This is a genomic window from Paraburkholderia strydomiana (assembly GCF_046030495.1).
In the GTDB taxonomy this organism is placed as follows: Bacteria; Pseudomonadota; Gammaproteobacteria; order Burkholderiales; family Burkholderiaceae; genus Paraburkholderia; species Paraburkholderia strydomiana_A.
This window is the reverse complement of the sequence record NZ_JAQQCJ010000002.1, coordinates 369,995-395,012: the sequence shown is the minus strand read 5'-3', so window position 1 is coordinate 395,012 and position 25,018 is coordinate 369,995. Positions and strand designations below refer to the sequence as shown.

Annotated in this window: 20 protein-coding genes; 6 read left to right on the top strand and 14 right to left on the bottom strand. The window is 61.7% G+C overall.

Features of this window, described 5'->3' with window-relative positions:
- The first annotated feature begins 68 nt into the window (after window positions 1-68).
- The 4 genes from PQQ53_RS04900 (at window position 69) to PQQ53_RS04885 (ending at window position 8,430) form a co-directional block, all read left to right on the top strand.
- Complete coding sequence (locus PQQ53_RS04900) at window positions 69-1,412, top strand: MFS transporter (protein ID WP_408152303.1); 1,344 nt, start codon at window positions 69-71, stop codon at window positions 1,410-1,412.
- 1,187 nt (window positions 1,413-2,599) lie between these two features.
- The gene (locus tag PQQ53_RS04895) at window positions 2,600-5,791 is read left to right on the top strand and encodes an efflux RND transporter permease subunit (protein ID WP_408152302.1); all 3,192 of its coding nucleotides are present in this window, start codon (window positions 2,600-2,602) and stop codon (window positions 5,789-5,791) included.
- The gene (locus PQQ53_RS04890) at window positions 5,781-6,968 is read left to right on the top strand and encodes an efflux RND transporter periplasmic adaptor subunit (protein ID WP_408147249.1); all 1,188 of its coding nucleotides are present in this window, start codon (window positions 5,781-5,783) and stop codon (window positions 6,966-6,968) included. The genes PQQ53_RS04895 and PQQ53_RS04890 overlap by 11 nt, the downstream gene beginning before the upstream one ends.
- Window positions 6,961-8,430: an efflux transporter outer membrane subunit gene (locus PQQ53_RS04885; RefSeq protein ID WP_408323338.1), complete on the top strand. Its 1,470-nt coding sequence runs from the start codon at window positions 6,961-6,963 to the stop codon at window positions 8,428-8,430. The genes PQQ53_RS04890 and PQQ53_RS04885 overlap by 8 nt, the downstream gene beginning before the upstream one ends.
- 73 nt (window positions 8,431-8,503) lie before the next feature.
- On the opposite strand, the gene PQQ53_RS04880 is transcribed toward PQQ53_RS04885, so the two are convergent.
- Both PQQ53_RS04880 and PQQ53_RS04875 read right to left on the bottom strand, forming a co-directional pair.
- Window positions 8,504-8,953: a hypothetical protein gene (locus PQQ53_RS04880; RefSeq protein WP_408323337.1), complete on the bottom strand. Its 450-nt coding sequence runs from the start codon at window positions 8,951-8,953 to the stop codon at window positions 8,504-8,506.
- A gap of 229 nt (window positions 8,954-9,182) precedes the next feature.
- Window positions 9,183-10,058, bottom strand: coding sequence for a LysR substrate-binding domain-containing protein (locus PQQ53_RS04875; RefSeq protein WP_408147243.1), 876 nt, complete (start codon window positions 10,056-10,058; stop codon window positions 9,183-9,185).
- 249 nt (window positions 10,059-10,307) lie between these two features.
- Between PQQ53_RS04875 and PQQ53_RS04870 the strand changes: the two genes are divergently transcribed.
- Together PQQ53_RS04870 and PQQ53_RS04865 are read left to right on the top strand one after the other, a co-directional pair.
- Window positions 10,308-11,129 carry an N-acyl homoserine lactonase family protein gene (locus PQQ53_RS04870; protein WP_408147241.1) on the top strand — a complete coding sequence of 274 codons (822 nt, stop codon included), beginning with the start codon at window positions 10,308-10,310 and terminating at the stop codon, window positions 11,127-11,129.
- 231 nt (window positions 11,130-11,360) lie between these two features.
- Window positions 11,361-12,656, top strand: a complete 1,296-nt coding sequence (locus PQQ53_RS04865; protein ID WP_408152298.1) for an MFS transporter — start codon at window positions 11,361-11,363, stop codon at window positions 12,654-12,656.
- Window positions 12,657-12,761: 105 nt separating this feature from the next.
- On the opposite strand, the gene PQQ53_RS04860 is transcribed toward PQQ53_RS04865, so the two are convergent.
- The 12 genes from PQQ53_RS04860 to PQQ53_RS04805 all read right to left on the bottom strand — a co-directional run bounded on the left by PQQ53_RS04860 (window position 12,762) and on the right by PQQ53_RS04805 (window position 25,013).
- Window positions 12,762-13,664, bottom strand: a complete 903-nt coding sequence (locus tag PQQ53_RS04860) for an NAD(P)-dependent oxidoreductase (RefSeq protein WP_408152297.1) — start codon at window positions 13,662-13,664, stop codon at window positions 12,762-12,764.
- A gap of 42 nt (window positions 13,665-13,706) precedes the next feature.
- Complete coding sequence (gene yqhD, locus PQQ53_RS04855; protein WP_408152296.1) at window positions 13,707-14,861, bottom strand: alcohol dehydrogenase; 1,155 nt, start codon at window positions 14,859-14,861, stop codon at window positions 13,707-13,709.
- A gap of 217 nt (window positions 14,862-15,078) precedes the next feature.
- Window positions 15,079-15,390: an NIPSNAP family protein gene (locus PQQ53_RS04850; RefSeq protein WP_408152295.1), complete on the bottom strand. Its 312-nt coding sequence runs from the start codon at window positions 15,388-15,390 to the stop codon at window positions 15,079-15,081.
- 92 nt (window positions 15,391-15,482) lie between these two features.
- A complete protein-coding gene (locus PQQ53_RS04845; protein ID WP_408323336.1) occupies window positions 15,483-16,598 on the bottom strand; it encodes a porin in 1,116 nt (371 codons plus the stop codon).
- A gap of 211 nt (window positions 16,599-16,809) precedes the next feature.
- Window positions 16,810-17,475: an SRPBCC family protein gene (locus PQQ53_RS04840; protein ID WP_408152293.1), complete on the bottom strand. Its 666-nt coding sequence runs from the start codon at window positions 17,473-17,475 to the stop codon at window positions 16,810-16,812.
- Window positions 17,476-17,484: 9 nt separating this feature from the next.
- Complete coding sequence (locus PQQ53_RS04835; protein ID WP_408147227.1) at window positions 17,485-18,366, bottom strand: NAD(P)-dependent oxidoreductase; 882 nt, start codon at window positions 18,364-18,366, stop codon at window positions 17,485-17,487.
- Window positions 18,367-18,381: 15 nt separating this feature from the next.
- On the bottom strand, window positions 18,382-20,736 hold the full coding sequence (locus tag PQQ53_RS04830) for a xanthine dehydrogenase family protein molybdopterin-binding subunit (protein ID WP_408152292.1): 2,355 nt from the start codon (window positions 20,734-20,736) through the stop codon (window positions 18,382-18,384).
- Window positions 20,729-21,217, bottom strand: a complete 489-nt coding sequence (locus tag PQQ53_RS04825; protein WP_408147223.1) for a (2Fe-2S)-binding protein — start codon at window positions 21,215-21,217, stop codon at window positions 20,729-20,731. The genes PQQ53_RS04830 and PQQ53_RS04825 overlap by 8 nt, the downstream gene beginning before the upstream one ends.
- Window positions 21,218-21,220: 3 nt before the next feature.
- Window positions 21,221-22,096: an FAD binding domain-containing protein gene (locus tag PQQ53_RS04820; RefSeq protein WP_408147221.1), complete on the bottom strand. Its 876-nt coding sequence runs from the start codon at window positions 22,094-22,096 to the stop codon at window positions 21,221-21,223.
- A complete protein-coding gene (locus PQQ53_RS04815; RefSeq protein WP_408147219.1) occupies window positions 22,093-23,196 on the bottom strand; it encodes an ABC transporter ATP-binding protein in 1,104 nt (367 codons plus the stop codon). Before PQQ53_RS04815 ends, PQQ53_RS04820 begins: the two co-directional genes overlap by 4 nt.
- A gap of 11 nt (window positions 23,197-23,207) precedes the next feature.
- A complete protein-coding gene (locus PQQ53_RS04810) occupies window positions 23,208-24,092 on the bottom strand; it encodes a carbohydrate ABC transporter permease (RefSeq protein WP_408147217.1) in 885 nt (294 codons plus the stop codon).
- A gap of 3 nt (window positions 24,093-24,095) precedes the next feature.
- Window positions 24,096-25,013, bottom strand: coding sequence for a carbohydrate ABC transporter permease (locus PQQ53_RS04805; protein ID WP_408147215.1), 918 nt, complete (start codon window positions 25,011-25,013; stop codon window positions 24,096-24,098).
- Window positions 25,014-25,018 lie beyond the last annotated feature (5 nt).

Sequence of the window (25,018 nt, the reverse complement as noted above, 5' to 3'; positions counted from 1 at the left end):
AAGCCGGTGTTCCAGGCAGGCAATGTACGTCTGGGCGTGCCTCCGGACAGCTTCTTTAATTCGAAATCATGAAAACAACAAAGACCCGCTATTTCATTGTCTTTCTACTATTCATAGTCACGGCCATCAACTACATGGATCGTGCGAACCTATCGATCGCGGGTAGCAGGATCCAGGGGGACTTCGGCCTTTCGCCGACCCAGCTCGGCCTGCTCTTTTCGATGTTCACGTGGACATATGCGGCCGCCCAGCTTCCCGTCGGGTATCTCCTGGATCGAATCGGATCGAGAGTTCTGTACGGCAGTGCAATAGTCATCTGGAGCGCATGTACATTCGCGATGGGCTTTGCTTCGCATCATCTTTTCGCGGCCCTGGGCGCCTCGTTTGCGGTGCTGCTGGTCTGCCGGGCCCTGATTGGGCTCGCTGAAGCGCCGTCGTACCTCTCGAATACGAAAATCGTCGCGAACTGGTTTCCGAAGAACGAACGCGCACGGGCGACGGCGACCTATATCAGTTCGCAATACATCGGTCTTGCATTGTTCACCCCGGTCCTGACTTTTCTGACGAGCCGCTACGGCTGGCAAATGGTTTTCTATGCAACCGGTGGCGTAGGGATCGTCTTTGGGGTCTACTGGCTGATTGTTTATCGCGACCCTAAAGACAGCAGCAGAACCGCTCAGGTCGAGCTCGACCTTATCAAGGCCGGGGGTGGCTATGGGTCTGAGGATCAATCCACGGTCGGCACCGTGGTCCAGAGAGACGACGTGCTGTACTTCCTCAAGAACAAAACTGTCTGGGGCCTGTTCATCACGCAGTTCGCCTATAACTCGACGCTGATCTTCTTCATGACATGGTTCATCGTCTACCTCGAGAAGGCATTGAATCTCACGCTTTCCAAAGCGGGACTAGGCGCATCCATTCCTTATCTCATGGCGATGGTCGGCATGCTGGCGGGTGGCTTCCTCAGCGACAGCCTCCTGAAAAGAGGTAAATCGGTCACTGTCGCGCGCAAGGTGCCCGTGATAGTCGGCCTCGTGTTGACAGCCATGATCGTCACCGTCAATTTCTTCGAGAACCAGCCTGTCATTGCAATCGGGATCCTTTCGCTGGCGTTCTTTGGAAACAACGTCGCGAATCTCGGCTGGGTGGTATTTACGGACGTCATTCCTCGCAATTTCATCGGTACGATGGGCGGCTTCCTGAATCTGTTCGGCAATCTGTCAGGCATTGCCACGCCCATCGTTTTCGGCGTGATCCTGCAACGCACGCATAGCTTCCACTATGCGATGTGGTACGTCTCGATCGTCGCGGTTCTGGGCATCCTTTCGTATATCTTCCTGGTCGGCAAAATCGAAATGATCGTGCCGCCAAAGAAGCGGCAGCCAGACGTGTACCGGGTTATGTCGAAGTAGGCTGCCACGCGTAGGCATCTGGTGTTGCGCGAATGAAGTTTGATATCCCTGCGGGCGACAATGCGACACGCCGGCCGCTGCTTTGAAACTCTAGCTCCCGCGGCTCCTCTTTTCATTGAAGTCTGGATATTTCTCGCGGTGGCCGATGCTGCCGTCGAGCCCTGGGGGTCACCGCCACCGATTGCTTTTCATCGGCTCCGAACTCCGAGGCCGACGCACGAAATAGGTGTAGATAAGTTTTCGATTGCGAGCGTTTCAAAACAACCATGCGATGCTCAAACGATAAGGCCGAACCTTGTGAGCTGCTGCGAATGGTTATGGCAGTTCGATATCCGCAAGGTCGAAGCCATGCACGCGTGGATCATGTTCCCAGGACGGCCTCAAATGGCGATTGCCCTACGCTGTCGGCAGTATGAAAGCCATTTCCCAGTCTACCGGTTTTGCACACAACTGTTTTGCGCAAAAAGCCACTTCTACAACTCACCGTTACGTTCCCGCTAAATTCGGCGCACCAGAATACGTCCCAGTTAGCCAGCGATGATCATCGTGAACAATGTGACAGTGACTGGAATACTTCATCTCGGGCATGGAAGTCAGTTCTTTTGGTTGCCGATTAGAGCCTGCGTCCAGAGCGCGAATGCGCCTCTTGAACAATCGGTAATAAAAAACTCGTTGGGGGTTTAGCCTTCAGGGAAACGACGCTCATACTTCTGCGCTGGCTCTTGCCAGGCCTTGCTCTGTCAACAACGACAAGGTATTGCCGGCGCATGCGGACAAAGCGGGATAAGCCCATCCGACATCCACAAGCCTGGCGTTTCATTTTGTCCTTCAGCAGAAGTGCCGGGCTTTGTGTACATTCGCGCTTGGGTTGCGTTGCGGCACATCGGCACGCGTCCCAAGGCAACCTTCTTTGTTGCGCATGTTCTTCCTGTTGTATTTCTCTGTCAAACGCCGGGCAATTGAAAGATGCGCGCAAGCTTTTTGATTGATCTTAAGCAGTACAGCAGTTCTCAAGAAATGCAGATTATGCGAATCCCTAGCCAGTATTCCGTCACAGTCGAATATACCGTCAGATCAATTTCGTCCTGTGCTTGTGTCAGGTACAAGCACGCGGCTGCGGGTCATCGCACGCCGCGCTAGCCTTTACCAGGACACTCTTACGTTCTACCCCAAGCTCAGGAATTCTCATGCTCGGCCTAGTCCGCATCGCCCTCCGGCGACCTTATACCTTCGTAGTCCTGGCGATCTTCATTCTCATCATCGGCCCGTTGTCCGCGATGAGGACGCCAACCGACATCTTTCCGGATATCAATATCCCCGTCATCAGCGTCGTGTGGCAGTACACGGGGCTGCCGCCGGACCAGATGGTCGGCCGCATCACCTCGCCGTTCGAACGCACGTTGACGACAACCGTGAACGACGTCGAGCATATCGAGGCGGAATCGGTCGCCGGCTTCGGGATCATCAAGATCTTCTTCCAGCCGGGCGTGAATATCAGCACGGCGAACGCGCAGGTAACCGCGGTCGCGCAAACTCAATTACGGCAGTTGCCTGCGGGCACGACGCCTCCTCTAATCCTGAACTACAGTGCGTCGACCGTACCGATCATCCAGCTGGCGCTATCTGGCAAGGGACTCACCGAGCAGAATCTCGGCGACCTGGGTCTGAATGCGGTGCGCCCGGTTCTCACGACGGTCGCAGGCGCAGCCATTCCATACCCGTTCGGCGGCAAGACACGTCAGGTACAGATCGACGTCGACCCGGCGGCGCTCCAGGCGCGCGGCTTATCCGCGCAGGACGTAGCGAATGCACTTGCCGGCCAGAACCTGATTACGCCGGTAGGCACTGAAAAGATCGGTGACTACGAGTACACGTTGCAATTGAACAATGCGCCATCGGAAATCAAAGCCTTGGGCGATCTGCCGGTCAAGGCGGCCAATGGCACCACGGTCTATATCCGTGACATTGCGAATGTGCGCGACGGTAGTCCGCCGCAGACCAATATCGTGCACGTCGACGGCCGGCGCTCGGTGCTGATGTCCGTGCTCAAGAACGGCTCGGTTTCGACGCTCGGCATCATCTCCGGCATCAAGCAGCGGCTTGCCGCGGGAAAAGCGTCGTGGCCCGATAACCTGCAGATCGAACCCATCGGTGACCAGTCGCTGTTCGTGCGGGCGGCCATCACCGGCGTGGCGCGCGAGGGCGTGATCGCGGCCGTGCTGACGAGCCTGATGATCCTGCTGTTCCTGGGCAGCTGGCGCTCGACGATCATCATCGCAACCTCAATCCCACTCGCCATCCTCGGCTCCATCGCGACACTGTCCGCGCTCGGCGAAACGTTGAACATCATGACGCTCGGCGGTCTCGCACTAGCGGTGGGAATTCTGGTCGACGATGCCACGGTGACGATTGAAAACATCAACTGGCACCTCGAGCACGGCAAAGAGGTGGAGACGGCTATTCTCGACGGTGCCGCGCAGATCGTCACGCCGGCATTCGTCTCGCTGCTGTGTATCTGCATCGTGTTCGTGCCGATGTTCTTCCTGAGCGGCGTCGCGCGCTTCCTGTTCGTACCGATGGCTGAAGCCGTGATCTTCGCGATGATCTCGTCGTTCATCCTGTCGCGAACCCTCGTGCCGACGATGGCGAAATACCTGCTGAAGCAGCATGTGCAGGACGAGCACGCGCATGAAACGAAGCGCCCCGGTCCGCTCACGCGTTTCCAGCGTGGCTTTGAAGCGCGCTTTGAAAAGGTGCGTAGCGCCTACCGCGGCTTGCTCGAACTCGCGCTGACCCACCGGCGTCCGTTCGTCAGTGGCTTCCTCGGCTTTGTAGTACTCTCGTTCGCGCTGGTGCCGTTCCTCGGCCGCAACTTCTTCCCTTCGGTCGATTCCGGACAGATCCTGATGCATGTGCGCGCGCCCGTCGGCGTTCGCGTTGAAAAGACCGCGCAGATTTTCGCGAATGTCGAAGGCGCGATCCGCCGGATCATTCCACCGGAGGATCTCGGCACCGTGGTCGACAACATGGGTCTGCCCGTCAGCGGCATCAATACCGCGTACAACAACACCGGTACGGTCGGCTCGCAAGACGGCGACATCCAGATCGCGCTGAATGATGGCCATCGTCCCACCGACGAATACGTTCGCGTCATGCGCGAAAGACTGCCGCGCGAATTTCCGGGCGTCACGTTTTCGTTCCCACCGGCGGACATCATCAGTCAGATCCTGAACTTCGGCTCGCCGGCGCCGATCGATCTGCAGATTCGCGGCAATGACCTGAACGCCAACTACGCCTATGCGGACCGTCTGCTGCGCCAGGTTCGCGATGTGCCGGGCGTAGTCGACGCGCGCATCGAACAGTCGCACGACAACCCGACCTTCAATGTCGATGTCGACCGCACGCGCGCGCAATTGCTCGGCATCACCGAGCGCGACGTGACGAACAGCATGGTGGTGAACCTCGCGGGTTCCAGCCAGGTCGCGCCCACGTTCTGGCTGAACAACGCGAACGGCGTATCGTATCCGATCGTGATGCAAACGCCGCAATACAGCCTCGATTCGCTCGCCGCCCTGCAAAATCTGCCGATCACGGCCAGCGGCGGAAGCACCGCCCAGATCCTCGGCGGTCTGGCGACAGTCGAACGCACCGGCAGCAACGAGGTTGTCAGCCAGTACAACATCCAGCCCATGGTCGAGATCTTCGCGACCACCCAGGGCCGCGACCTCGGCGCGGTGGCAGCCGATATCCAGCGCATCGTGCATGACAATGCCGGCACCTTGCCCAAGGGCTCGAACGTCGCGCTGCTGGGCCAGGTGCAGACGATGAATAGCGCCTTTGCCGGCATGTTGTTCGGCCTGCTGGGCGCGGTGGCGCTGATCTATCTGCTGATCGTGGTCAATTTCCAGTCGTGGGCCGACCCGTTCGTGATCGTGACCGCATTGCCTGCCGCGTTGGCAGGTATCGTCTGGATGCTGTTCGCGACCCACACGACGCTCTCCGTACCCGCATTGACTGGCGCGATCATGTGCATGGGGGTGGCGACCGCCAACTCGATTCTGGTTGTCAGTTTCTGCCGCGAGCGACTTGCCGCACACGGCGACCCGTTCAAGGCCGCACTCGAAGCGGGCTTTACGCGTTTTCGCCCCGTGCTCATGACCGCGCTCTCCATGATCATCGGCATGATGCCGATGGCGCTCGCCCTCGGCGAAGGCGGTGAGCAAAACGCGCCGCTTGGCCGCGCCGTGATCGGCGGTCTGCTGTTTGCCACCACCGCTTCACTGTTCCTCGTCCCCGTCATTTTTTGTATCGTGCACGCGCGCCCCGGGCGCGCGGCTACCCCGGCATCCGTCACGGGAGGTCCTGCTCATGTCGTCTGAATCCACTTTTCCCACCAATAGACCGTCGCGCCGCCCGCTTCTGGTAGCGGGGGTGGTCGGCCTGCTGGTCGCCCTCGGCATCGTCGTTGCCGGCCTTACGCTGCGAGCCACCGACGCCCGCAAGCTGAAAACCTGGACCGACGCCCAGGCCGTGCCGACCGTCAACGTGATCCAGCCCTTGCGTGACGCCAACGGCCCATCGCTGCAACTGCCCGGCCGCCTCGAAGCGTTTACGCGAGCGCCGATTTTCGCGCAGGTCAGCGGCTATCTAAAATCATGGAGTGTCGATATCGGCGCGCCGGTCAAAGCGGGGCAGGTCCTTGCCGAAATCGAAACCCCCGAGCTCGACCAGCAGCTATTGCAGGCGCGCGCGGATCTCCAGAGTGCGCAGGCGAACGCATTAGTGGCGGGTACGACGGCCAAGCGCTGGGAAGCGCTAAGCGGCACGGATTCCGTCGCCCAGCAGGATGTCGATCAGCGCACCGCCGACTACACCGCCAAGGAGGCGATCGTAGCGGCCGCAAAGGCCAACGTTGACCGCCTCGTCGCCACCAAGGCCTTCGCGCGCATCGTCGCGCCATTCGACGGTGTGGTAACCGCGCGCGATACCGACGTCGGCGCGTTGGTCAACGCCGGCAGCGGCGGGGTAGGCCAGGAGCTGTTCGCGGTCTCCGATGTCAAGCAGTTACGCGTGTATGTCCAGGTGCCGCAGAACTACGCACCGGCGATACACGACGGCACGACCGCCGTCCTGAGCGTTCCCGAATATCCCGACCAGCAGTTCACCGCGCGCGTGGTGGCAGCGTCAGACTCGGTCAATTCGAGTTCGGGGACGACGCTCGTTCAACTACTGGTGGACAACGCCAACGGCAAGCTGCTGCCGGGTGGGTTCGCCAGCCTGAAATTCTCGTTGCCCGCCTCCGCCGATGCGCTCCGTGTACCGGCCAGTGCGCTCGTCTTCGATGGCCGTGGCGTCATGGTCGCCACGCTTGGCGCGAGCGGTCATGTGCTGTTCAAGCAGGTGAAGATCGACCGCGACCTGGGCAATTCGGTGGAGATTGGCGCTGGGCTCGCCGCGACCGATCGCGTGATCGATACGCCGCCCGACGGACTCGCTAACGGCGACAGCGTGCAGATTGCGACGGCGACCGACAAGAAGGCAGTTGCACATGGTTAAGTATGGACTTCCGGCGCTTCTCGCGAGCGTCGTCGCGCTCTGTGCCTGCTCGCTCGCGCCGCAATATCAGGTCCCGCCGGCGCCGATCGCTGCGCAATACAAAACGTTTGGTCCGTGGACCACCGCACAGCCCGCCGACCGGATAGACCGCAACGGTTGGTGGAAGATGTATGGCGACACACAGCTCGACGATCTCGAAGCACGGCTGCTGGCCAACAACACCGACTTGCGCGCGGCGTACGCACATTATGCGCAAGCGCAGGCTTTCGTGGCGCAGGTCCAGTCGGGGCTGTACCCGTCGATCAGTGCGAGTGCCGTGCCGCTGCGTGAGCGCCAGTCCGACAACCGGCCGTTGCGCGTGGGCGGCCCGAACAACTACAACTCCGTCACGCTTGGCGGCGAAATCGACTACGACCTCGATCTCTGGGGCCGCGTGCGCGACTCGGTGGTGGCCGGCAAGGACGAGGCGCAGGCGACCAAGGCCGATCTGGCCTCGGTCAGGCTGAGCCTGCAGGTCGAACTGGCGGATAGTTATGTCCGCTTGCGCGGCCTCGACCAGCAAACCGAGCTGTTGAACGAGACCGTCGTGGCATTTGCGAAGGCCCTGCAACTCACACAAACGTTGCACAACAGCGGGATCGTGTCCGGCCTCGACGTTTCCCGGGCGCAAACGCAACTTTCGTCGGCGAAGTCGCAGCTGTCGCAGAACCTGGCGCAACGGGCCTTGATTGAACATGCGATCGCGGTACTGGTTGGAACCTCCGCGTCGGAATTCAGCCTGCCGTCCCAGACCGCCGCCATCGCGTTGCCGGCGATTCCGACCGGCCTGCCCTCGACCCTGCTGCAGCGACGGCCCGACGTCGCTGCAGCGGAACGACGGGTGGCCGAGGCTAACGCAAAAATTGGCGTCGCGCGGGCGGCCTACTTTCCGGACATCACGCTCAGCTTGCAGGGGGGTGTGCAAAGCGCAGCCTACGCGGGCCTGGTCAGCGCGCCCAATCTGTTCTGGGCGGTCGGCCCGCAACTGGTGCAGTACGTGTTCGACGGCGGGTACCGCCGTGCGCAACTCGACGCCGCCAAGGCGGCAACCGAAGAAGCGGGAGAACGTTACCGCAGCGTTGTCCTGTCCGCATTCCAGCAGGTTGAAGACAACCTTGCCCTGCTGTCGTATCTCGGCACCGCGCTTGGTGAGCAACGTGATGCAGCAAACGCCGCTCAGTACTCGGTCGACCTCGCGTTACGTCAATATCGCCAGGGCGTAGTGGGTTACCTCGATGTCGTGCAGGCGCAGACGGTCGCACTCGACGCGCAACGCAGCGTGCTCGATATCCAGACACGCCAGCTGAGCGCGAATGTGCAACTCCTGGATGCGCTCGGCGGCGGATGGTCGAGCGATGAACTCGCGCAAGCGGCTGCGGCGCCGGCACTCATCGCAACGGCAACGGAGCGCAGCGCTAACTGAACGCCTCTGCACGGCGTGGGAACGGTATGCCCCGTAGTATTTTGACTACTTCGGAGCACGTTCCCTGTCAGGCCTATTGCAACCTGTTGGCGCTCGCGGTGACGTTGAGTTCGATGTCGTCGTGGCGAGCGGTCGGCTGTGCGTGTTTCGACATTGGCGAATGAAGATCGCTTTTGATGAACCTGGAAAACCGCGCGTTGGCCTCCATCACGTGCCGGGTCGCAGCCGCCGTCAGTTGCTGGTCGTGAATGGCCAGGATTTCTTCGAGCATGGATGCGACCTCGGCGCTGACTTGCCACACTCCGTCATACTGCGCCCTGTCAACAGCTTGATCCAATTCAGCCTCCGCACGTCGGTACAAATCGACAGGCGCATTACCGAATCCGGCATCTTGTAAGTAGTACGTCAGATATACGACTCTGATCAGTTCATTGAGCAGATGAGCATTCCCTTGCCCTTTGCGACAGACCGCAAGAGCGAGGTGATTCGCGAGCGAGATATCAGAGACGGCTTGCCTCGTCATTGGGAGCAGCATTTCCTTGCTCAAATGACGCCGACCAGAAGAAGCGCGGCCCGTGGGCCGGCGAGTACTATGAGACATTGAGAGTGTATCGAAGAGAGAGAGTTGCGAGACGGCCCGACTGGTTTGCGAACAGGTTTGCTAATAGTCGACATTCACGGTTGTGGCGCGACAATTCTATAGCGATATCGCCGAGGCCGCATGCGCGTCAATTACGCTTGCACTGCGTGCATTAGCCATATTTGAACTCCGAAGCCACTTGCAGAAAGGCCTTGATCAGTCGGAGACGGACTGAGGAGCGTCGCCATATCAATCCGACCACGCGCTTCTGAAAGGGATGCGGCAGCGGCCATTTGGCAAGTGATAGATCGCTGAGCGGTTTGGCCGTCCAGTCGGGCACGAGTGAAACGCCCAGACCGCGGTCCACCAGCGCGGCAATCGCGCCGAGCCCGTCGAGCTCGCAACGTTGATGCGGAGTAATGCCATGTTGCCGAAGGTAGCTCTCGGCAAGTTGCCCGCCGACAGCATTGCGGTCGTAACGGAGAAACGGCTCCGTCTGCAATGTGACGTGCGGATCGGTCACATTCATCGCGGCAGGCGTCAACAGCACGAGCGGCTCTTCCCTGAACGTGTGCCAGTCGCAACTTTTCGGCAGATTGAACGGTGGCCGTGCGACGACCGCGGCATCGAGATCACCACTGACGACCTTCCGATACAGGTCGAGCGAGGTGCCGGGCTCGAGATAAAAGTCGATTCCGGGATGACGCGCCAGCAATTCCGCAAGCATGACGGGGATCAGACTCGTCATCATCGTTCCCATGCCGCCGAGGCGCAGTTGTCCACCCAGCGTCGACGGATTCTCCAGATCCGACTTGAGGTCGCGGATCTCGTGCAACACCTTGCGAGCGCGTTCGAGGATGCGCTCGCCGGCTTCCGTCGTACCGACCGTGCGTCCGCAGCGCCGCACGAGTTGGCCGCCCAACTCCGCCTCCAGCATCTTCACGCGCTGTGCCACCGCGGCCGGCGTCAGATCGAGCCGGCGAGCGGCTTCCGCGATCGAGCCAAATTCGACCACGTAGACAAAGCTCTGAAGAAAGCGGGAGTCCATCGAAATAAATTTTATGTTTTGAAGAAAGCAAAGACTACTTCTTCTGAGGGGCGATGACCAGCATACTCCTCGCAAACGCGCCCTCCGGTTCATCTGGCGGCTGATGGAAAATGGGGCATCACCGATGACGCGATCGGCTGGCAAGATCACGCCCGGCCCGCTTGTTCTGCGAGCGCCATCAGTTGGCATGACTGATGGACCACGAGAGATTCGACCGGGAACTCGGCGATTCCTGAAAGGAAGGAGACGATGACTGTGCCAGCCGCCCTATCCGGCACCATCGGAACGCTTGTCAAAAGCGTTGCGCTGTTCAACCTCGGCACGCTCATCAACGACCAGTCGTCATTGACGATGCGGCGCGGAATGGGTACGCGGGTCGAGGTTCCCGTGACCGGCGCATTGATCGAGATGACGGACGGCGAACATATCCTGTTCGATACCGGTCTTCTGCCGCACGACTGCGAACGGGATGATCGTCCCCCTCTCTGTCTGTCGATGAAGCGCTTTTCCGAAATGATCGCGCGCTATGAGCGACAGGACGACATTCGCGCACGGCTGGCCGAGCTCGGCCGTACGCCGGAGGACGTCAAGATTGTCATCAACAGCCACTTCCACTGGGACCACTCGGGCGGCAACCTGTTATTCCCTCATGCACGCTTCCTCGTGCAGAGTTCGGAATATCGCTTTGCGTATCAACCGGACAGCTTTGCCGCGCGACCGTACGAGCGCGCCTACTTCGATTGTGAAATCGACTATGAACTGTTGCGCGGCGATCAGGTGATAAAGCCCGGCGTGGCCGTGCTCACGACGCCGGGCCATACGCCGGGACATCAATCGCTGATGGTGCGTCTGCCGTCGGGCTCGCTCATGTTCATGACCGGCGACGCGGTGTTCTGCCCGGCCAACCTCGAACCCGACTCGCCGCCCGGCAATGCGCACAACACCGAACTCGCGATCGCATCGATCGCGCGGCTGCGCCTGCTGCGCGAGTTCTTCGGCGGTGAACTGGTGATCTGCCACGATCCCGATTTCTGGAAGAAGTGGCAACCGGCGCCGCATCGCTACACGTGAGACGGACGGTCCGGCTCCGCACGCTCAGGGCGGTGCCAGACCGGATTCGATTGTTGGGTTGCCAGAGCGGAGGTTCGTGCAGTGCCTCGCATGCCGAGGCGGCCAAGACCGTCGCGATGCAGTGCCAGGATCGTTTGCAACACGTAGCTATACAAAGACAAACACGTGCTGTCGCGCAGGGCTGCTTGCCGCCTTGTCGCTATGCACGCAAAACATGGATGGAGACAGACGATGGAGCAAAGATGGTTTCGCTTACTGCCCGTGATGATGATGACGCTTGTCATCGCGTTCATGGATCGCACCAACATCGGCTTTGCGATTCCGACGATGGGCAAGGAACTCGGGCTGACCGCCTCGATTCTCGGATTCGCGTCGGGTGTGCTGTTTATCGGCTATGGCACTTCGCAGGTCGTGGGCGGCTGGATCGCCGACAAGGGCTACGGCAAGGCGCTGATCGCCGTGCTGATGGTGCTGTGGGGAACGATCGAAATGGCGCAGGGGTTTGTGCACAATGCGCAGCAGCTGGTCGTGGTTCGTTTCGCGATCGGCGTATTCGAAGGCGGTATATTTCCGACTTTCCTGCTGTTCGTCAGGAACTGGTTCGCGCCTTCCGAGCGTGCTCGCGCAAATGGCATCTGGCAGCTGTGTTACCCGTTCGCCGCGATGGCGAGCGGCCCCATCGCCGGCTACATCCTGAAGCTCGGCGACTGGCGCACGTTGTTCATCGTCGAGGGCATTTTCCCGCTCGTGTGGGTACTGGTGTGGTTGTGGGGCGTAGCCGATTCGCCGCGCAACGCGAAGTGGTTGAAAGCCGCCGATCGCGCGCAACTGATCGAACGCCTCGACTCGGAAAACAGGCGGCACGCATCGCAAGCGCCGTCACCCATACCGGTATCCTTCGGCTCGCAATTGCGGCGCCCGGCAGTATGGCTTTTCGCAACCGCGATCCTGCTTTGGAACACCGGCTTCCTCGGCTTTGTGATCTGGCTGCCCAGCGTGATTCATCAACAGCCGGGGCTTTCGCCGACGGACATCGGCTGGCTCTCATCGATTCCCTACGCATTCGCGATCGTGCTCATGCCGATCCTGACTTACTGGTCCGACCGCAAACTGGACCGGCGGCTCTTTTCCGCGATACCGCTGGCTATTTCCGGCCTGGCCCTTCTGGTTGGCGGCGAAACCTTTGAGTCCAATCCGTTTGTCGCGAACATGGCGCTGCTCGTCATCGCTGGCGCGACGCTTTACGGATCGCAGCCGGTACTGTGGTCGATCGCCACCGAACTGGTGCCCTCTGAAGTGACGGCCCGAATTAGCGGCATGATCAACGGTATCGGGATGATCGGGGCATTTGGAGGGCCTTACTTCGTCGGCTTCGCGCGCTCGCTGACCAACTCGTTTTCCGCCGGACTGTTGGTAATGGGCTTCTGTCTGATTGCCACAAGCGCGTTCGTGATGTTGATCAAGGACACTGCGAGACCACGACGTGAGCGTGATGCGACGGCGGAGCCGAATATGGGCCGTAGCTGAGCCCAGGATAGTACCCTGGGCCCGCGAGTACTCGACGTCCCGGTTCGCGCGCGGTTCGAGACGTCGAATGCCGCTCATCACGAGCGGCATTCGTGCCCATTGCGCTCAGCCGCCGCGAAGCGCGTTGCTCATGCCGGCATCGGACAGCGCGCAAAGCGCCACCGCCGACCAGTCATGCTCAGCGCCGAGCCCTTGCGAGCGCAACGTCAGGAACCGGTCGTGCACGAGACTTGCCAGCGGCAGTGGAACGCCAAGCGCCTCAGCGGCGGCCAGCATCAGGCGGTTGTCCTTTTGACCGAGCGGCAACGAGAAGCCAGGCGGCTGAAATTGTTGCGACGCAATCAGCGCACCGTAGATTTTGTATGGCGGCGCGTTGAAGCTTGCGCTCGTCAACAGTTCCACCAGACGCATCGGATCGATGCCGGCCTTGCCCGCCACGGCACAGGCTTCGCCCAGCGTTTCGATGACCACGGACAGCATGAAGTTGCCGATCAGTTTCACCAGATTGGCCTGCGAAGGCTCCTCGCCGACAATGCCCACCGACTGCCCAAGCGTTTCCAGAAGCGGCACGGCGACCTTGAGGTGCTCGTCCGCTCCGGCCGCCATGATGAACAGCTTGCGCGCCGCCGCGGCATCGGGCCGGCCGAACACCGGCGCGGACACGAAGGCAAGACCCGCTTCACGATACTTCGCTGCGTGATCCTGCGCAGTGGCAACACTGATCGTGCTCATCGAGATGTGCAGCGCCCCCGGTTTCAGCGTGCTGGCGATGCCCTCCTCGCCAAACGTGACCGCGGCGTGCGCGGCATCGTCGGCCAACATCGTGAACACCACGTCGGCCCCGAGCGCCGCCTGCGCGGGACTCGACGCGACGCGCGCCCCGGCTTCGCGCAACGGTTCGGCGCGTGCCGGACTCCGGTTGAAAACCTGCACGTCATGCCCGGCGTCGATCAGGTTCTTCGCAATCGCGGCGCCCATCGCGCCCAGTCCTACAAATCCAATTTTCATAGTGACACTCCAGATGATCAGCCGCGCGAATGCGCGGCCCGTTCAGACTGCGAATTGATAGACCTGACGGCTCACGTCGAGCGTCACGTCGCCGCGTTCGCCCAATGCCGTCATCCCGTGCTCGTCGAGCTTCGCGATCAGCGTCGCGATGGACTGTCCGCCAATCCGGTAGTCGCGCAAGCGGGTACCCACCGACATACGTTCGAAGAACACGCGGGTCGCCGTAATCGCCGCACTGATACGCTCGTCCTCGCTGCCCGCTGTGATGTTCCAGACGCGCTCGGCGTACTGCAGCAACTTCGCGCGCTTCGACTCGCGGCGCACGCTCAGCATGGCCGGCAGCACGATGGCGAGCGTCTGTGCGTGATCGAGTCCGTGGAGCGCCGTGATCTCGTGGCCGAGCATGTGGGTCGCCCAGTCCTGCGGCACGCCGGCGCCGATCAGGCCGTTTAGCGCCAACGTCGCGGTCCACATCAGGTTGGCTCGCACCGCATAGTTGTGCGGCTCGGCAAGCGCTTGTGGGCCGACTTCGGTCAGCGTGATCAGCAGGCCTTCGGCGAAACGGTCCTGTACTCGCGCGTCCACCGGATAGGTCAGATACTGCTCGACGATATGAACGAACGCATCGACGACACCGTTGGCAATCTGCCGCGGCGGCAACGAATAGGTCGTCGTCGGATCGAGTACCGAGAAGAGCGGATAGGTCGCGTCGCTCGTGAAAAACAGCTTGTCGCCCTTCGCGCGGTAGCTGATGACGCTGCCATTGTTCATTTCCGAACCGGTCGCGGGTAGCGTCAGCACGCTGCCGAACGGCACCGCATCGCGCACCGGGGCCTGCCTGGCCAGAATGTCCCACGGCTCGCCGTCGAACTTCATCGCCGCCGCAATGAACTTCGTCCCGTCGATCACCGAGCCGCCGCCCACCGCCAGCAAAAAGTCGATGTTCTTCTCACGCGCGAGCGCAACCGCCTCCATCAGCGTTTCGTAAGTGGGATTCGGCTCGATGCCGCCGAACACGTGCCACGCGCGCTCACCGAGCGCCGCCTGCACTTGCGCGAGCACACCGTTGCTCTTGATACTGCCACCGCCGTACGTAATCAGCACCCGTGCGTTCGGTGGGACGTGAGCATCGAGTGCGGCAATCTGGCCTTCGCCGAAAATGATTCGTGTGGGGTTGTGAAACGTAAAGTTCTGCATTGAATCTCTCTTCCTTACATTCAAATGACCGGTCGTCTCAAACCGGAATAGACGGTTGCCCGGATCGAAACCAGATGCCGCTCAGATCAGTTACGACCGTTACCTTGGGATCTGAAAAACAGATCGAACCTCAAATGCACACAAGCACAGGCCGACTGCGGCGCGACAGGCAACGTTGCACATCCGACAGTCAGAAGAATTCACCACCTCGGCTGCTTCAGTCAGCCGGGCAAAACGGCACCGGCGAAAGGAACACTGATTCCTGATGCACCAGGTACGGCAAGATGCGAGGCGTGAAAGCTTGCCAATGCGGATCGGCGGCGAGCTTCGCGCGCTGCGCGGCACGGTGCGCATAGTCGTCATAGCTCCAGCAGAACACGACCGAATTCAACGTCCCCGAGTCTTTAGTCCAGCAGCCCTTGAGCCGTGCGTACCGACTGATGATCTCCAGCCCCTCGCGCTCGTAAATTTGCAGAAACTCGCCCACCTTTCCTGCCGTAATCTGGTATGCACGCATTTCAACCAGCATGATTGCCTCCTGTTGTCATTCAGACATTCACAAAACGACGTCCGCCCGAGCACACCGTCACGCGGCCAGGCAGACCTGCACTCCACCGCAAATCAAAAGCTGTGCCGTATGCCCACGCGCAGCGCGACCTGATTCGGCGTCGACGAAGGTGACAGATAGGTCAGATCGGCTACCGCTGCGTGTCCCGTCGAATCAACGCCGCTGGCGCGTTGCCAGGCAACGATCAGGTAGGTGAACGTACGCTTCGAAAACAGGTACTGCGAGCCCGCCGCCAGCTGGTTGTAGTGCGCATGCGGTGACGACGTGTAGTTGTAAGTCAGACCCCCCATGACAGCAGGTGTAAAGCGGTGGCTGACGAACGCCTCGTACGAGTCGAGTGTCGCGGCCCCCTGGAACGTGGTGCTGCTGGTCGCTACTGCGTTGCTGAAGCGCGTGTTGGTGTAAAGCGCCCCCAGCGTTGTGGTGCCGAACTGATAGTTGCCGCCCACACCGAGCGTCTGCATGCTGTGCGCGGTGGCGTAGCCGCTATAAATCGGTGTCGTTACGGGATTCGTGAACGCCTGGCCCGCTGTCGCCCCCGTGGCGCCGTCAAATCGCGTCACCGCCGGGTTGTTCACATAGAGATAGGCGGCCGCCAGCTTCAGCGGGCCGTTCGCATAGCTCAGGCCGAAGCCGTACTGCCGCGACGCGCCGACCGAGCCGGCCACGCCGCCAAAGCTATAGAGCGCGCCCGCCGTGACGCCGTGATACGTCGGGCTCACGTACTTGACCGTGTTATTGACGGGATACGTGCCCCAGATTCCGTCCACATCGCCCGCATGCGCCGACAGCGAGCCGCCGAACGCCAGCGAAGAGGTCAGCGGCTGCAGGTTGGTCACCATGAAGTCATACTGCCGCCCGAGGCGCACGCTGCCGTAGTTGCCGGACAAACCCACATATGCCTGACGGCCGAACAGCCGGCCGTTATAGCCGAGCTTGCCGCTATTCACGTCATAGCCGCTCTCGAGCTGGAAGATTGCGCTCGTGCCGCCACCTAGATCCTCGCTGCCCAGCAGGCCGAACTTGCTGCCGCCCATCCCACCGCTGAAGGTCTGGTAATTGGCATGTCCGCCCTGATTGTTGGTGTAGGTAATGCCATCGTCGGCGACGCCGTAGAGGGTCACGCTGCTTTGTGCGCGAGCCGCCTCTGCAAGGCAGGTCAATGCCATTAGGACAACTATTTTTCTGCTCATGAAAATTCCCGTCGAATGAAAAATGGAGTTGATCAAACGCTGAACTACAGAACGAACAAGGTTGCCACTGGAACGGCATGTGATCCACGCGCAGTGCGCTCACGCATTGCGGCGCCGAGCCTGCTCACGCTTCGGAACGGTGCCCGGTCTGCACGCTCACCGGGCACCGCCAGCGCGACACGGACCGTCAGCCCGCGTGCCCAATCAAAAATCCAACCAGCAAACCGACCAGACCCGAACCTGCACCGACCAGCCAGACCCGCAGACCGGGTGTCGGACCGGGTTTGGCTGTGACGGTGAACGGCTTCGTCTCGCTGTGCGGCTGAGATTGCACGCCGCCGATCGGTGGCACGTTGTCCGGCCGAGCCGGCAGCGCCGGCTCGATATCTGGCACAGCGTTCGCAGGCGCCGCCTCCTTTTCGATGTGCGCCTTCAGCGCGCCGAAGAAGGCGTCGAGATTCTTGCCCGCCGCGGACTGAATCAGCCGGGACCCCACGCTCATCAGCTTTCCACCGATTTCGACATCCGCGTCGTATGCGAGCACGGTCGTCTCGGCTTGCGGTTCGAGTTGCACGCGCGCGGTGACCCTGGCAAAGCCGACTGCGCCCGCATTGCCCGTGCCGACGATCGTGTAGGCCCTGGGTGGATCGAGATCCGACAGCTCCACATTGCTTTTGAAGGTCGCGGCCACCGGGCCGACGCGAATCTGCACGGTCGACTCGAAATGCCGCTCGTCCAGCATCGCGAGCGATTTACACCCGGGCAGACACGCCTCGAGCACGGCAGGATCGTTCAGCGCACGCCATACGGTCTCGGGTCGTGCCGGGAGGATGCATTGATCAGCCAACTTCATCGCCATTCCTCAGCGCTCGTAGAGTTTGAAGAGCGCCTGAGTGCCGTTACGCGTGAAGCCTTGCTCGGCGAGCTTCTGATAAAGACTGCGCACCAGTTCAAGACCCGGCAACTCACGTCCCATGTGAGCGGCTTCCTCATGCGCAATCCGCATGTCCTTGATGAAATGCTCGATAAAAAAGCCAGGCGCGAAATCGCCTTTCGCGATGCGCGGCCCCAGGTTGTTCAACTGGAAGCCGCCAGCCGCGCCGCCGCCGATCGCGCTCAGGACGGTCTGCGGATCCAGTCCCGCGCTGTGCGCATACGCGAGGCCCTCGCACACGCCCATCATCGTCGATGCGATCACGATCTGATTGCACAGCTTGGTGTGCTGACCCGAGCCCGGTCCGCCTTGCAGCACGATGTTCGTGCCGAGGCAGCGCAGCATCGGCTCGACGCGCGCGAGCACATCGGCCGCGCCGCCCACCATGATGGACAGCCGCCCCTCGCGCGCGCCGACATCGCCGCCCGAAACCGGCGCGTCCAGCATCTGCACGCCGCGAACCGCGGCTTGCGCGGCCAGCTCCTCGGCCAGTTGCGGACTCGAAGTCGTCATGTCGATCAGCACGGCATCGCGCCGCGCGTTCGCGATCAGACCGTCGTCGCCGAGATACAGCGCACGCACGTCGTCCGGCATGCCGACGATCGAGATGACCACGTCGGATGCTTCAGCGAGCGCCTTTGGCGTGGCGTGCCAGCTCGCGCCCGCTTCGATGAGCGGCTCGGCCTTCGCACGCGTGCGGTTATAGACGTGTAACGGATAGCCGGCTGCGGCGAGCCGCGCCGCCATCGAGGCGCCCATGATGCCGAGGCCGACAAAGCCGACGGCGGGTTTGCTTGCAGATTGATTCATGATTGTTTGATCCGGTCAGAGTTTGTCGCGCAGCAGGTCGCGCAACAGCATGGGAGTCAAAGGGTGACGGTCCGCCACCACGCCGAATGGCGCCAGCGCGTCGTTGACGGCATTGGTCAAGGCGCCGAGCGCGCCCATCACGCCGCCTTCGGCCATCCCCTTGATGCCCGCCGCCGTCGCGCGGCTAGGCGTATGCAACGGAATGATCTCGAAATTGGGTAGTTCGGTCGAAGTGGCGATCAGGTAGTCGGCCAGCGAGCCGCTCACGTTCTGTCCCGTTTCGTCGTAGCGCGTATGCTCGAACAACGCGCCGGACAGTCCCATCGCCACTGCGCCGTGTTGCTGCCCTGTCACCACGGTGGGATTGAGCAGCGTGCCGCAGTCTTCGGCGATCACGTAGCGCGCGATATGGATCGCGCCGGTGGCCACGTCCAGCTCGATCTCGCATCCGTGCGTCGAATTCGAGTAGGTCATCGGCGGCGGATCATAGGTCAAATGAAACTCGAGGCCGGGCGTGAGGCCTTGGGGCAACGAAGTTGGATCCATATAGGCGCGCCGCGCCACGTCGGCGAGCGTTAGACCTGTCTCGACCCACGCGTCGCCGCTGCGGCGCTCGATGCGCGCGTCGACAAGGCGAAGCGAGTCGCTGTCGGGCAGGTCGAGACAACCGGCGGCAATGGCGAGCACCTTGCGGCGCGCATCGAGTGCGCATAAATAAAGCGCGCCGCCGCCCGCTGTGCCGCTGCGGGCGCCGCGGCTGCCCATTCCGTATGGCGCGATATCGGTGTGGCCCAGATGGATACGCACGCTCGACGGGTCCACACCCAGGCCTTCGGCCACCGCATTGGCCATCGCGCTTTCATAGCCCTGCCCGCTGGGGCCGAGCCCCACCGACGCGTTCACGACACCACTCGGCTCGATCCGAATCCAGCTGGCCTCGTGTCCCGAGCCCGGAATGCCGGCCGATTTATAAAAGCGCGAACCGTACGTCGTCGGCTCCACCACGTTGCACAGGCCAAGCCCGAGATAGCGGCCGGCTGCCCGCGCCGCCTGCTGACGCGCGCGAAAAGCGTCGTAGTCGAAGGCCGCCAGCACCGCCTCAAAGGTCTGCGACGGCGTAATGTCGGCCAGCAATTCGCCGGTGGCGGTGCGGTACGGCAGTTCCTCCGGCGTCAACAGGTTGCGGCGGCGCACTTCGACCGGATCCAGCTTCAGCTCGCGCGCAATCGCTTCCATCGTGCCTTCCATGACCCAGCTGGTGATGGACATCGGCGCGCGCATGGGTGCATTGCCACATTTGTGACTGAGCACGACCTTCACGTCGAAAGCGTAGTGCTGCAGCCGGTACGGTCCACTCAACACCATTGCGACGACGCGCGCGAGGTAGTTCGCCGGAAAGAAGCAATACGCGCCGAAGTCTTCGCGGATCTCCAGATCGAGCGCGAGCAGCGTGCCGTGCTCATCCACCGAAGCGCGCGTGCGGCAGAAGTCTTCACGGGAATTGGCCGCTGCGGTCAGATTCTCGAGACGGTCTTCGCGCCAGCGCACCGGTCGCTTCAAATGACGTGCGAGTGCGGCAACGGTCAGCTCCTCGCGGTACAAGGCGATTTTTTGACCGAACGAACCGCCGACGTCAGGCGAAATCACCGTCACCTGCGACTCGCTGAGTCTGAGCCGTTGCGCGAGCTGAGTGCGCAAAGGATGCGGCACCTGGGTTCCGATGTGAAACGTCAGGTGGTGGCGCCCGGCGTCCCAGACTGCTGCGCAACCGCGTGTTTCGATGGGCACATGGGTCTGCCGCTGCTGCTGGAAGGTCGATTCGACCACGCGGTAAGCTCGCTGGGCGACGCTCTGCGGGTCGCCGTTCGAGTAGCGCTGGTGCGACACCAGGTTGCCGGGCACGCCTGGGTCGACTTGCGCGGCATGGGCTTCGAGTGCTTGCCACATATCGGTCACCACAGGCAGCGGCTCGAACTCGACTATGACCTGCTCAGCCGCGTCTTCTGCGAGGTACCGGTCGGTCGCAACCACACACGCGACCAGATCGCCCTGAAAGCGCACGACGTCGGTCGGCATCGTCGCGAACTCGACCGGCAACAAGCCCTCGACCGGCGCAGCGACACGCATCGGCGTGGTCCACTGAGCCAGCTCCCGTCCGGTAACGATGGTCACGACGCCAGGCATGCCGATAGCCGCGGCGGTATCTACCGAGACGATCCGCGCATGCGCATGGGGCGAGCGCACGAAGCTCACGTGCAGGGCGCCCGCGATTTCGATATCGTCGAGATACCGGCCATAGCCCGTCAGCAGGCGATAGTCCTCGGTGCGCGGCACCGCCTTGTTGAGGTAGCGAAACGTCTGCTCAGACATCGGCGCTCTCCCCCCGCATCCGCGCGGCCGCGCGCAGGATCGCCCGGACGATGTTCTGGTACCCCGTGCAGCGGCACAGGTTGCCGGAAAGCGCCTCGCGCACCTCGGACTCGGATGGGCTCGGGTGCTCGCGCAGATAGGCCTCGAAGGTCATCACGATGCCCGGCGTGCAAAAGCCGCACTGCAGGCCATGACACTCATGCAGCGCCTGCTGCAGCGGCGAGAGGCGGCCATCCTGCGCGACAGCTTCGATCGTGGTAATCCGCACTTCGTCCATCTGAACGGCGTACGCAAGGCACGAGCGCGCCGGACGGCCGTCGATCAGCACGGTGCATGCGCCACATACACCGTGCTCGCAGCCGACGTGCGTGCCGGTCAGACGGCAGTCTTCACGAAGCACATCGGAAAGGAGCTTGCGAGGCTCGCAGTGCACTTCGTGACGGCTACCGTTCACATCGAGATAAATTGTTCTCTTTTCCATGGCTCAATGGGCGGTCGTGTTGGCCGAATGCGTCACGCGTCGCAACGCTCGCGCCGTGAGCGCCTTGACGAGATCGCGCCGGTAAGCGGCGCTGATGTCCGGTTGATCGTATGGATCGATAGCGCCAGCCACCGCGTCGGCGATTGCAGCAAGCGTCGGCGCATCCACCGGAGCGCCGACGAAGCCCGCAGCGAGTTCGTCCAGCACAAGCGGAGTGTCCGCCACGCCGCCGAGTCCAATGCGCAGGCTGGCAAATCTGTTGCCGTGGAGCATGACGGTCAGTGCGCAAGCAGCAATCGCGAAGTCGCCGTGCCGCCTGCTAAAGATTTCAAATGCGTGCCGCTCGCCCGGGCGTGCAACCGGGAAATGCACCGCTCGAATGATTTCTTCGGCGGCGAGATCGGTCGTCATCACTGCAATCAGGAACTCCGTGGCCGGCATCTCGCGGCTGCCGTCCGGTCCGGCAATCTCGATGCTCGCACCCAGCGTGCTTGCAATGAGCGGCATTTGCGCAGCAGGGTCCGCATGCGCAAGGCTGCCCCCAAGCGTGCCGCGCTGGCGAATCGCGTAGTGCCCAATGGTCGCCGCCGCTTCCGCGAGCAGCGGGCAAACGGCGCGCACCGTGCCGCTGACGGCCACCTCGTGATGGCGCGTCATCGCGCCAATGGAGAGCAACTCACCCGCAAGCGTCACACCGCTGAGTTGCGGCAATGCGTTGAGGTCGATCAGGTGTGCCGGCTGCGCAAAGCGCATGTTCATCATCGGCGCGAGGCTTTGCCCTCCCGCGATGACTTTGGCGTCGAAGCCGTGCAGCGCGAGCAGCGACAGCGCCTCTTCAAGCGTGCGAGGCCGGTGATACGAAAATACCGCGGGTTTCATGCGTTCTGCACCTTCAGGTTCACGCCGCTCGCCTGATCGAAAAGGTGCAGACGGCGGCGGTTGATCGACAGGGTCACGCGTTCACCGACCTTGCAGGAACGCTCCTTGCCGACACGAAAAAACATTGACTGCCCCAGACATTGCAGGCCGATAAACTGATCGGAGCCTACCGGCAGCAACGAGGCGATGTCGCCTGTCAGCGAACAATCGGTCGAGTCGTCATGCTCGTCGATGTCCTCGGCACGAATGCCGGCCGACACGGCCCGGCCGCTGCATCCCGCGAGGAGGCGCCGCGTCTCGTCATCGAGGGCGAGCGAAAAATCACCTCTGCGAAAATGCAAACCATGGTCGCCTTGCGTGAGGACGCCATCGATAAAGTTGATCGGCGGGCTGCCGAGAAAATTGGCGACGAACTTATTGGCTGGCCGCTCGTAGATATCATCGGGCGAGCCGATCTGCTGCACGACGCCCTGGCGCATCACGACGATGCGGTCGGCGAGCGTCAGCGCTTCGGCCTGATCGTGCGTCACGTACACGAAAGTCGTCTGCATCGACTGATGCAATGCCTTGATGCTCGCGCGCATCGATACACGCAGCGCCGCGTCGAGGTTCGACAGCGGTTCGTCCATCAGAAAGACCGCGGGCTGGCGCACCATGGCGCGGCCGAGCGCGACGCGCTGGCGCTGCCCGCCCGACAGTTGCCCGGGCCGCCGGTCCAGCAGATGCGCGATTTCGAGCGACTGCGCGGCCGCGCGCACCCGCGCATCGATCTCCTGTTGCGGATATTTGCGCATCCGCAGGCCGAAGGCGATGTTGTCGTACACGTTCTTGTGCGGGTAGAGCGCGTAGCTTTGAAACACCATCGCCACGTCGCGCCGGTGCGCCGGCAAGCCGTTGACTTCGACGTCGTCGAACCGCAAGCTGCCCTGCGTGACCTCTTCCAGTCCCGCGATCATGTTGAGCGTCGTCGACTTGCCGCAGCCGGACGGTCCGAGCAGAACGAGAAACTCCTTGTCCCTGATCTGCAGATTCAGGTTGTCCAATGCGACATGTCCGTTCGCATATCGCTTGCCCACCTGCTGAAATTCGATTTGAGCCATGATCTTTCCCTTTATCCCTTTACCGCGCCGGCAGTCAGACCAGACACGATGTAACGCTCGAACACCACGGCGATGATCACAGGCGGCACGATCGCGACCACGCCCGCTGCGTTGATGAACGAAAAGCTCGTCGTGAAATCCGACGTGAAAGACGCAACGATGATCGGGACGGTCTGCGACGCGGCGGTCTGCGTAAACATCAAGGCGAACAGGAACTCGTTCCAGCTAGTCAGGAACGTGAACATGATGACGGCGACGAGCGATGGCACCGCGAGTGGCAAAAACACCTTCAGCAAAGCCTGAATCCGCGAGCAGCCATCGACCCGAGCCGCCTTGTCGAGCTCGTCGGGTAGCGATTCGAAATAACTAAGCAACATGAAGACGCTGAACGGCACCGTGATCGCCAGATAAGTGATGATCAGCGACCCGACGCTGTCGAGCAGGCCGAGCTTGCGCACGAACAGAAAGAACGGCACGACGAGTGCGATATCGGGAATCACGCGGGTAGCCAGCATGAAATACACCGACAGATCGCGGCCGATATACCGGATCTTCGCCATCGCATAAGCGGCGGGAACGCTGACGAGCAGATTCAGCAGCACCACCGCAGCGGCGACCTCGAGGCTATTGCGCAGCGCCGGCAACAGATACTGCGCGGTGGACGGAACGAATGCGGCGTTGCCGTCGTCCGACGCCGTGCCGGTGCTTGCCGCGACGATCGCCTTGAAGCTGGACAGCGTCGGCGGATGGGGAATCCAGTGTGGCGGAATGGACGTGATATCCGCTTCGCGCTGCAACGAGGACGACAGCAGCCACGCAACCGGTGCCAGCACATACAGCAACATCACGATTGAACCGGCCAGCAGCGCAAGGCGCTTCACAACAGAAGAAGACATCGCTTAAAGCCTCTTGCCGAGTAGACGAATGATCGCGTACGACATCGCAAACGTGGCGAGCGCGAGCACATACGCGACCGCCGCACCGGTGCCGAACGACAGGTTGCGGAACGTCTCGACGTAGATGTGCCAGGAGAGCACATGAGACGCGTCGGCCGGGCCGCCCTCCGTCAGAATGAAGAAGAGGTCGAAGTGCCGGACCGCCATCATCGCTTCGTAGATCATCACGAGCATGAAGCCGGGACGCATCGCCGGCAGCGTCACGTGCACGAATCGGCTCCACACGTTGGCGCCGTCCACTCTCGCCGCCGCGTAAAGGTCCGACGGAATGGACTTCATCGTCACAAGCAGCAGAATGGTCGCGAGCGGCACTTCCTTCCACACGAATGCGTTGGAGATCAACGCCAGCGTCTTGTGCGTGTCGCCCAGCCATACCATGTACTGGCCGATCACGCCAAGCTGCAATAGCAGTCCGTTGAGCGCACCGTACCCTGAGTCGTAGATCCACTTCCACATCAGACCGTCGACCACATAGGGAATGGCCCATGGAATCAGCAGGGCGGTCGACAGGATGCGCCGGCCGCGAAACTCCTGATTCAGCAATAGCGCCATCAGCGTCGCAATGATCATGATCGCAAGGACCGACACGACGGTGAACCATGCGGTGCGCTCGACCGCAGCCCAGAACATCGGATCGCGAAAGGTCTGGATGTAGTTGCCCAGGCCGACGAACGACACCCTGTTCATGCGCGTCAAATGAATGTCGAACAGGCTCGTCCAGAACGAGTAAAGGACCGGAAACACGGCGACTGCGAGCAGCACCAGCATCATCGGCGTCAGCAGCAGCATTGCGCTACGCTGATCGGAAGACGCCACGGAATGTCTGGCAAGCCAGCGGCGGCCCAAGGCATGAACGCTCATATCGA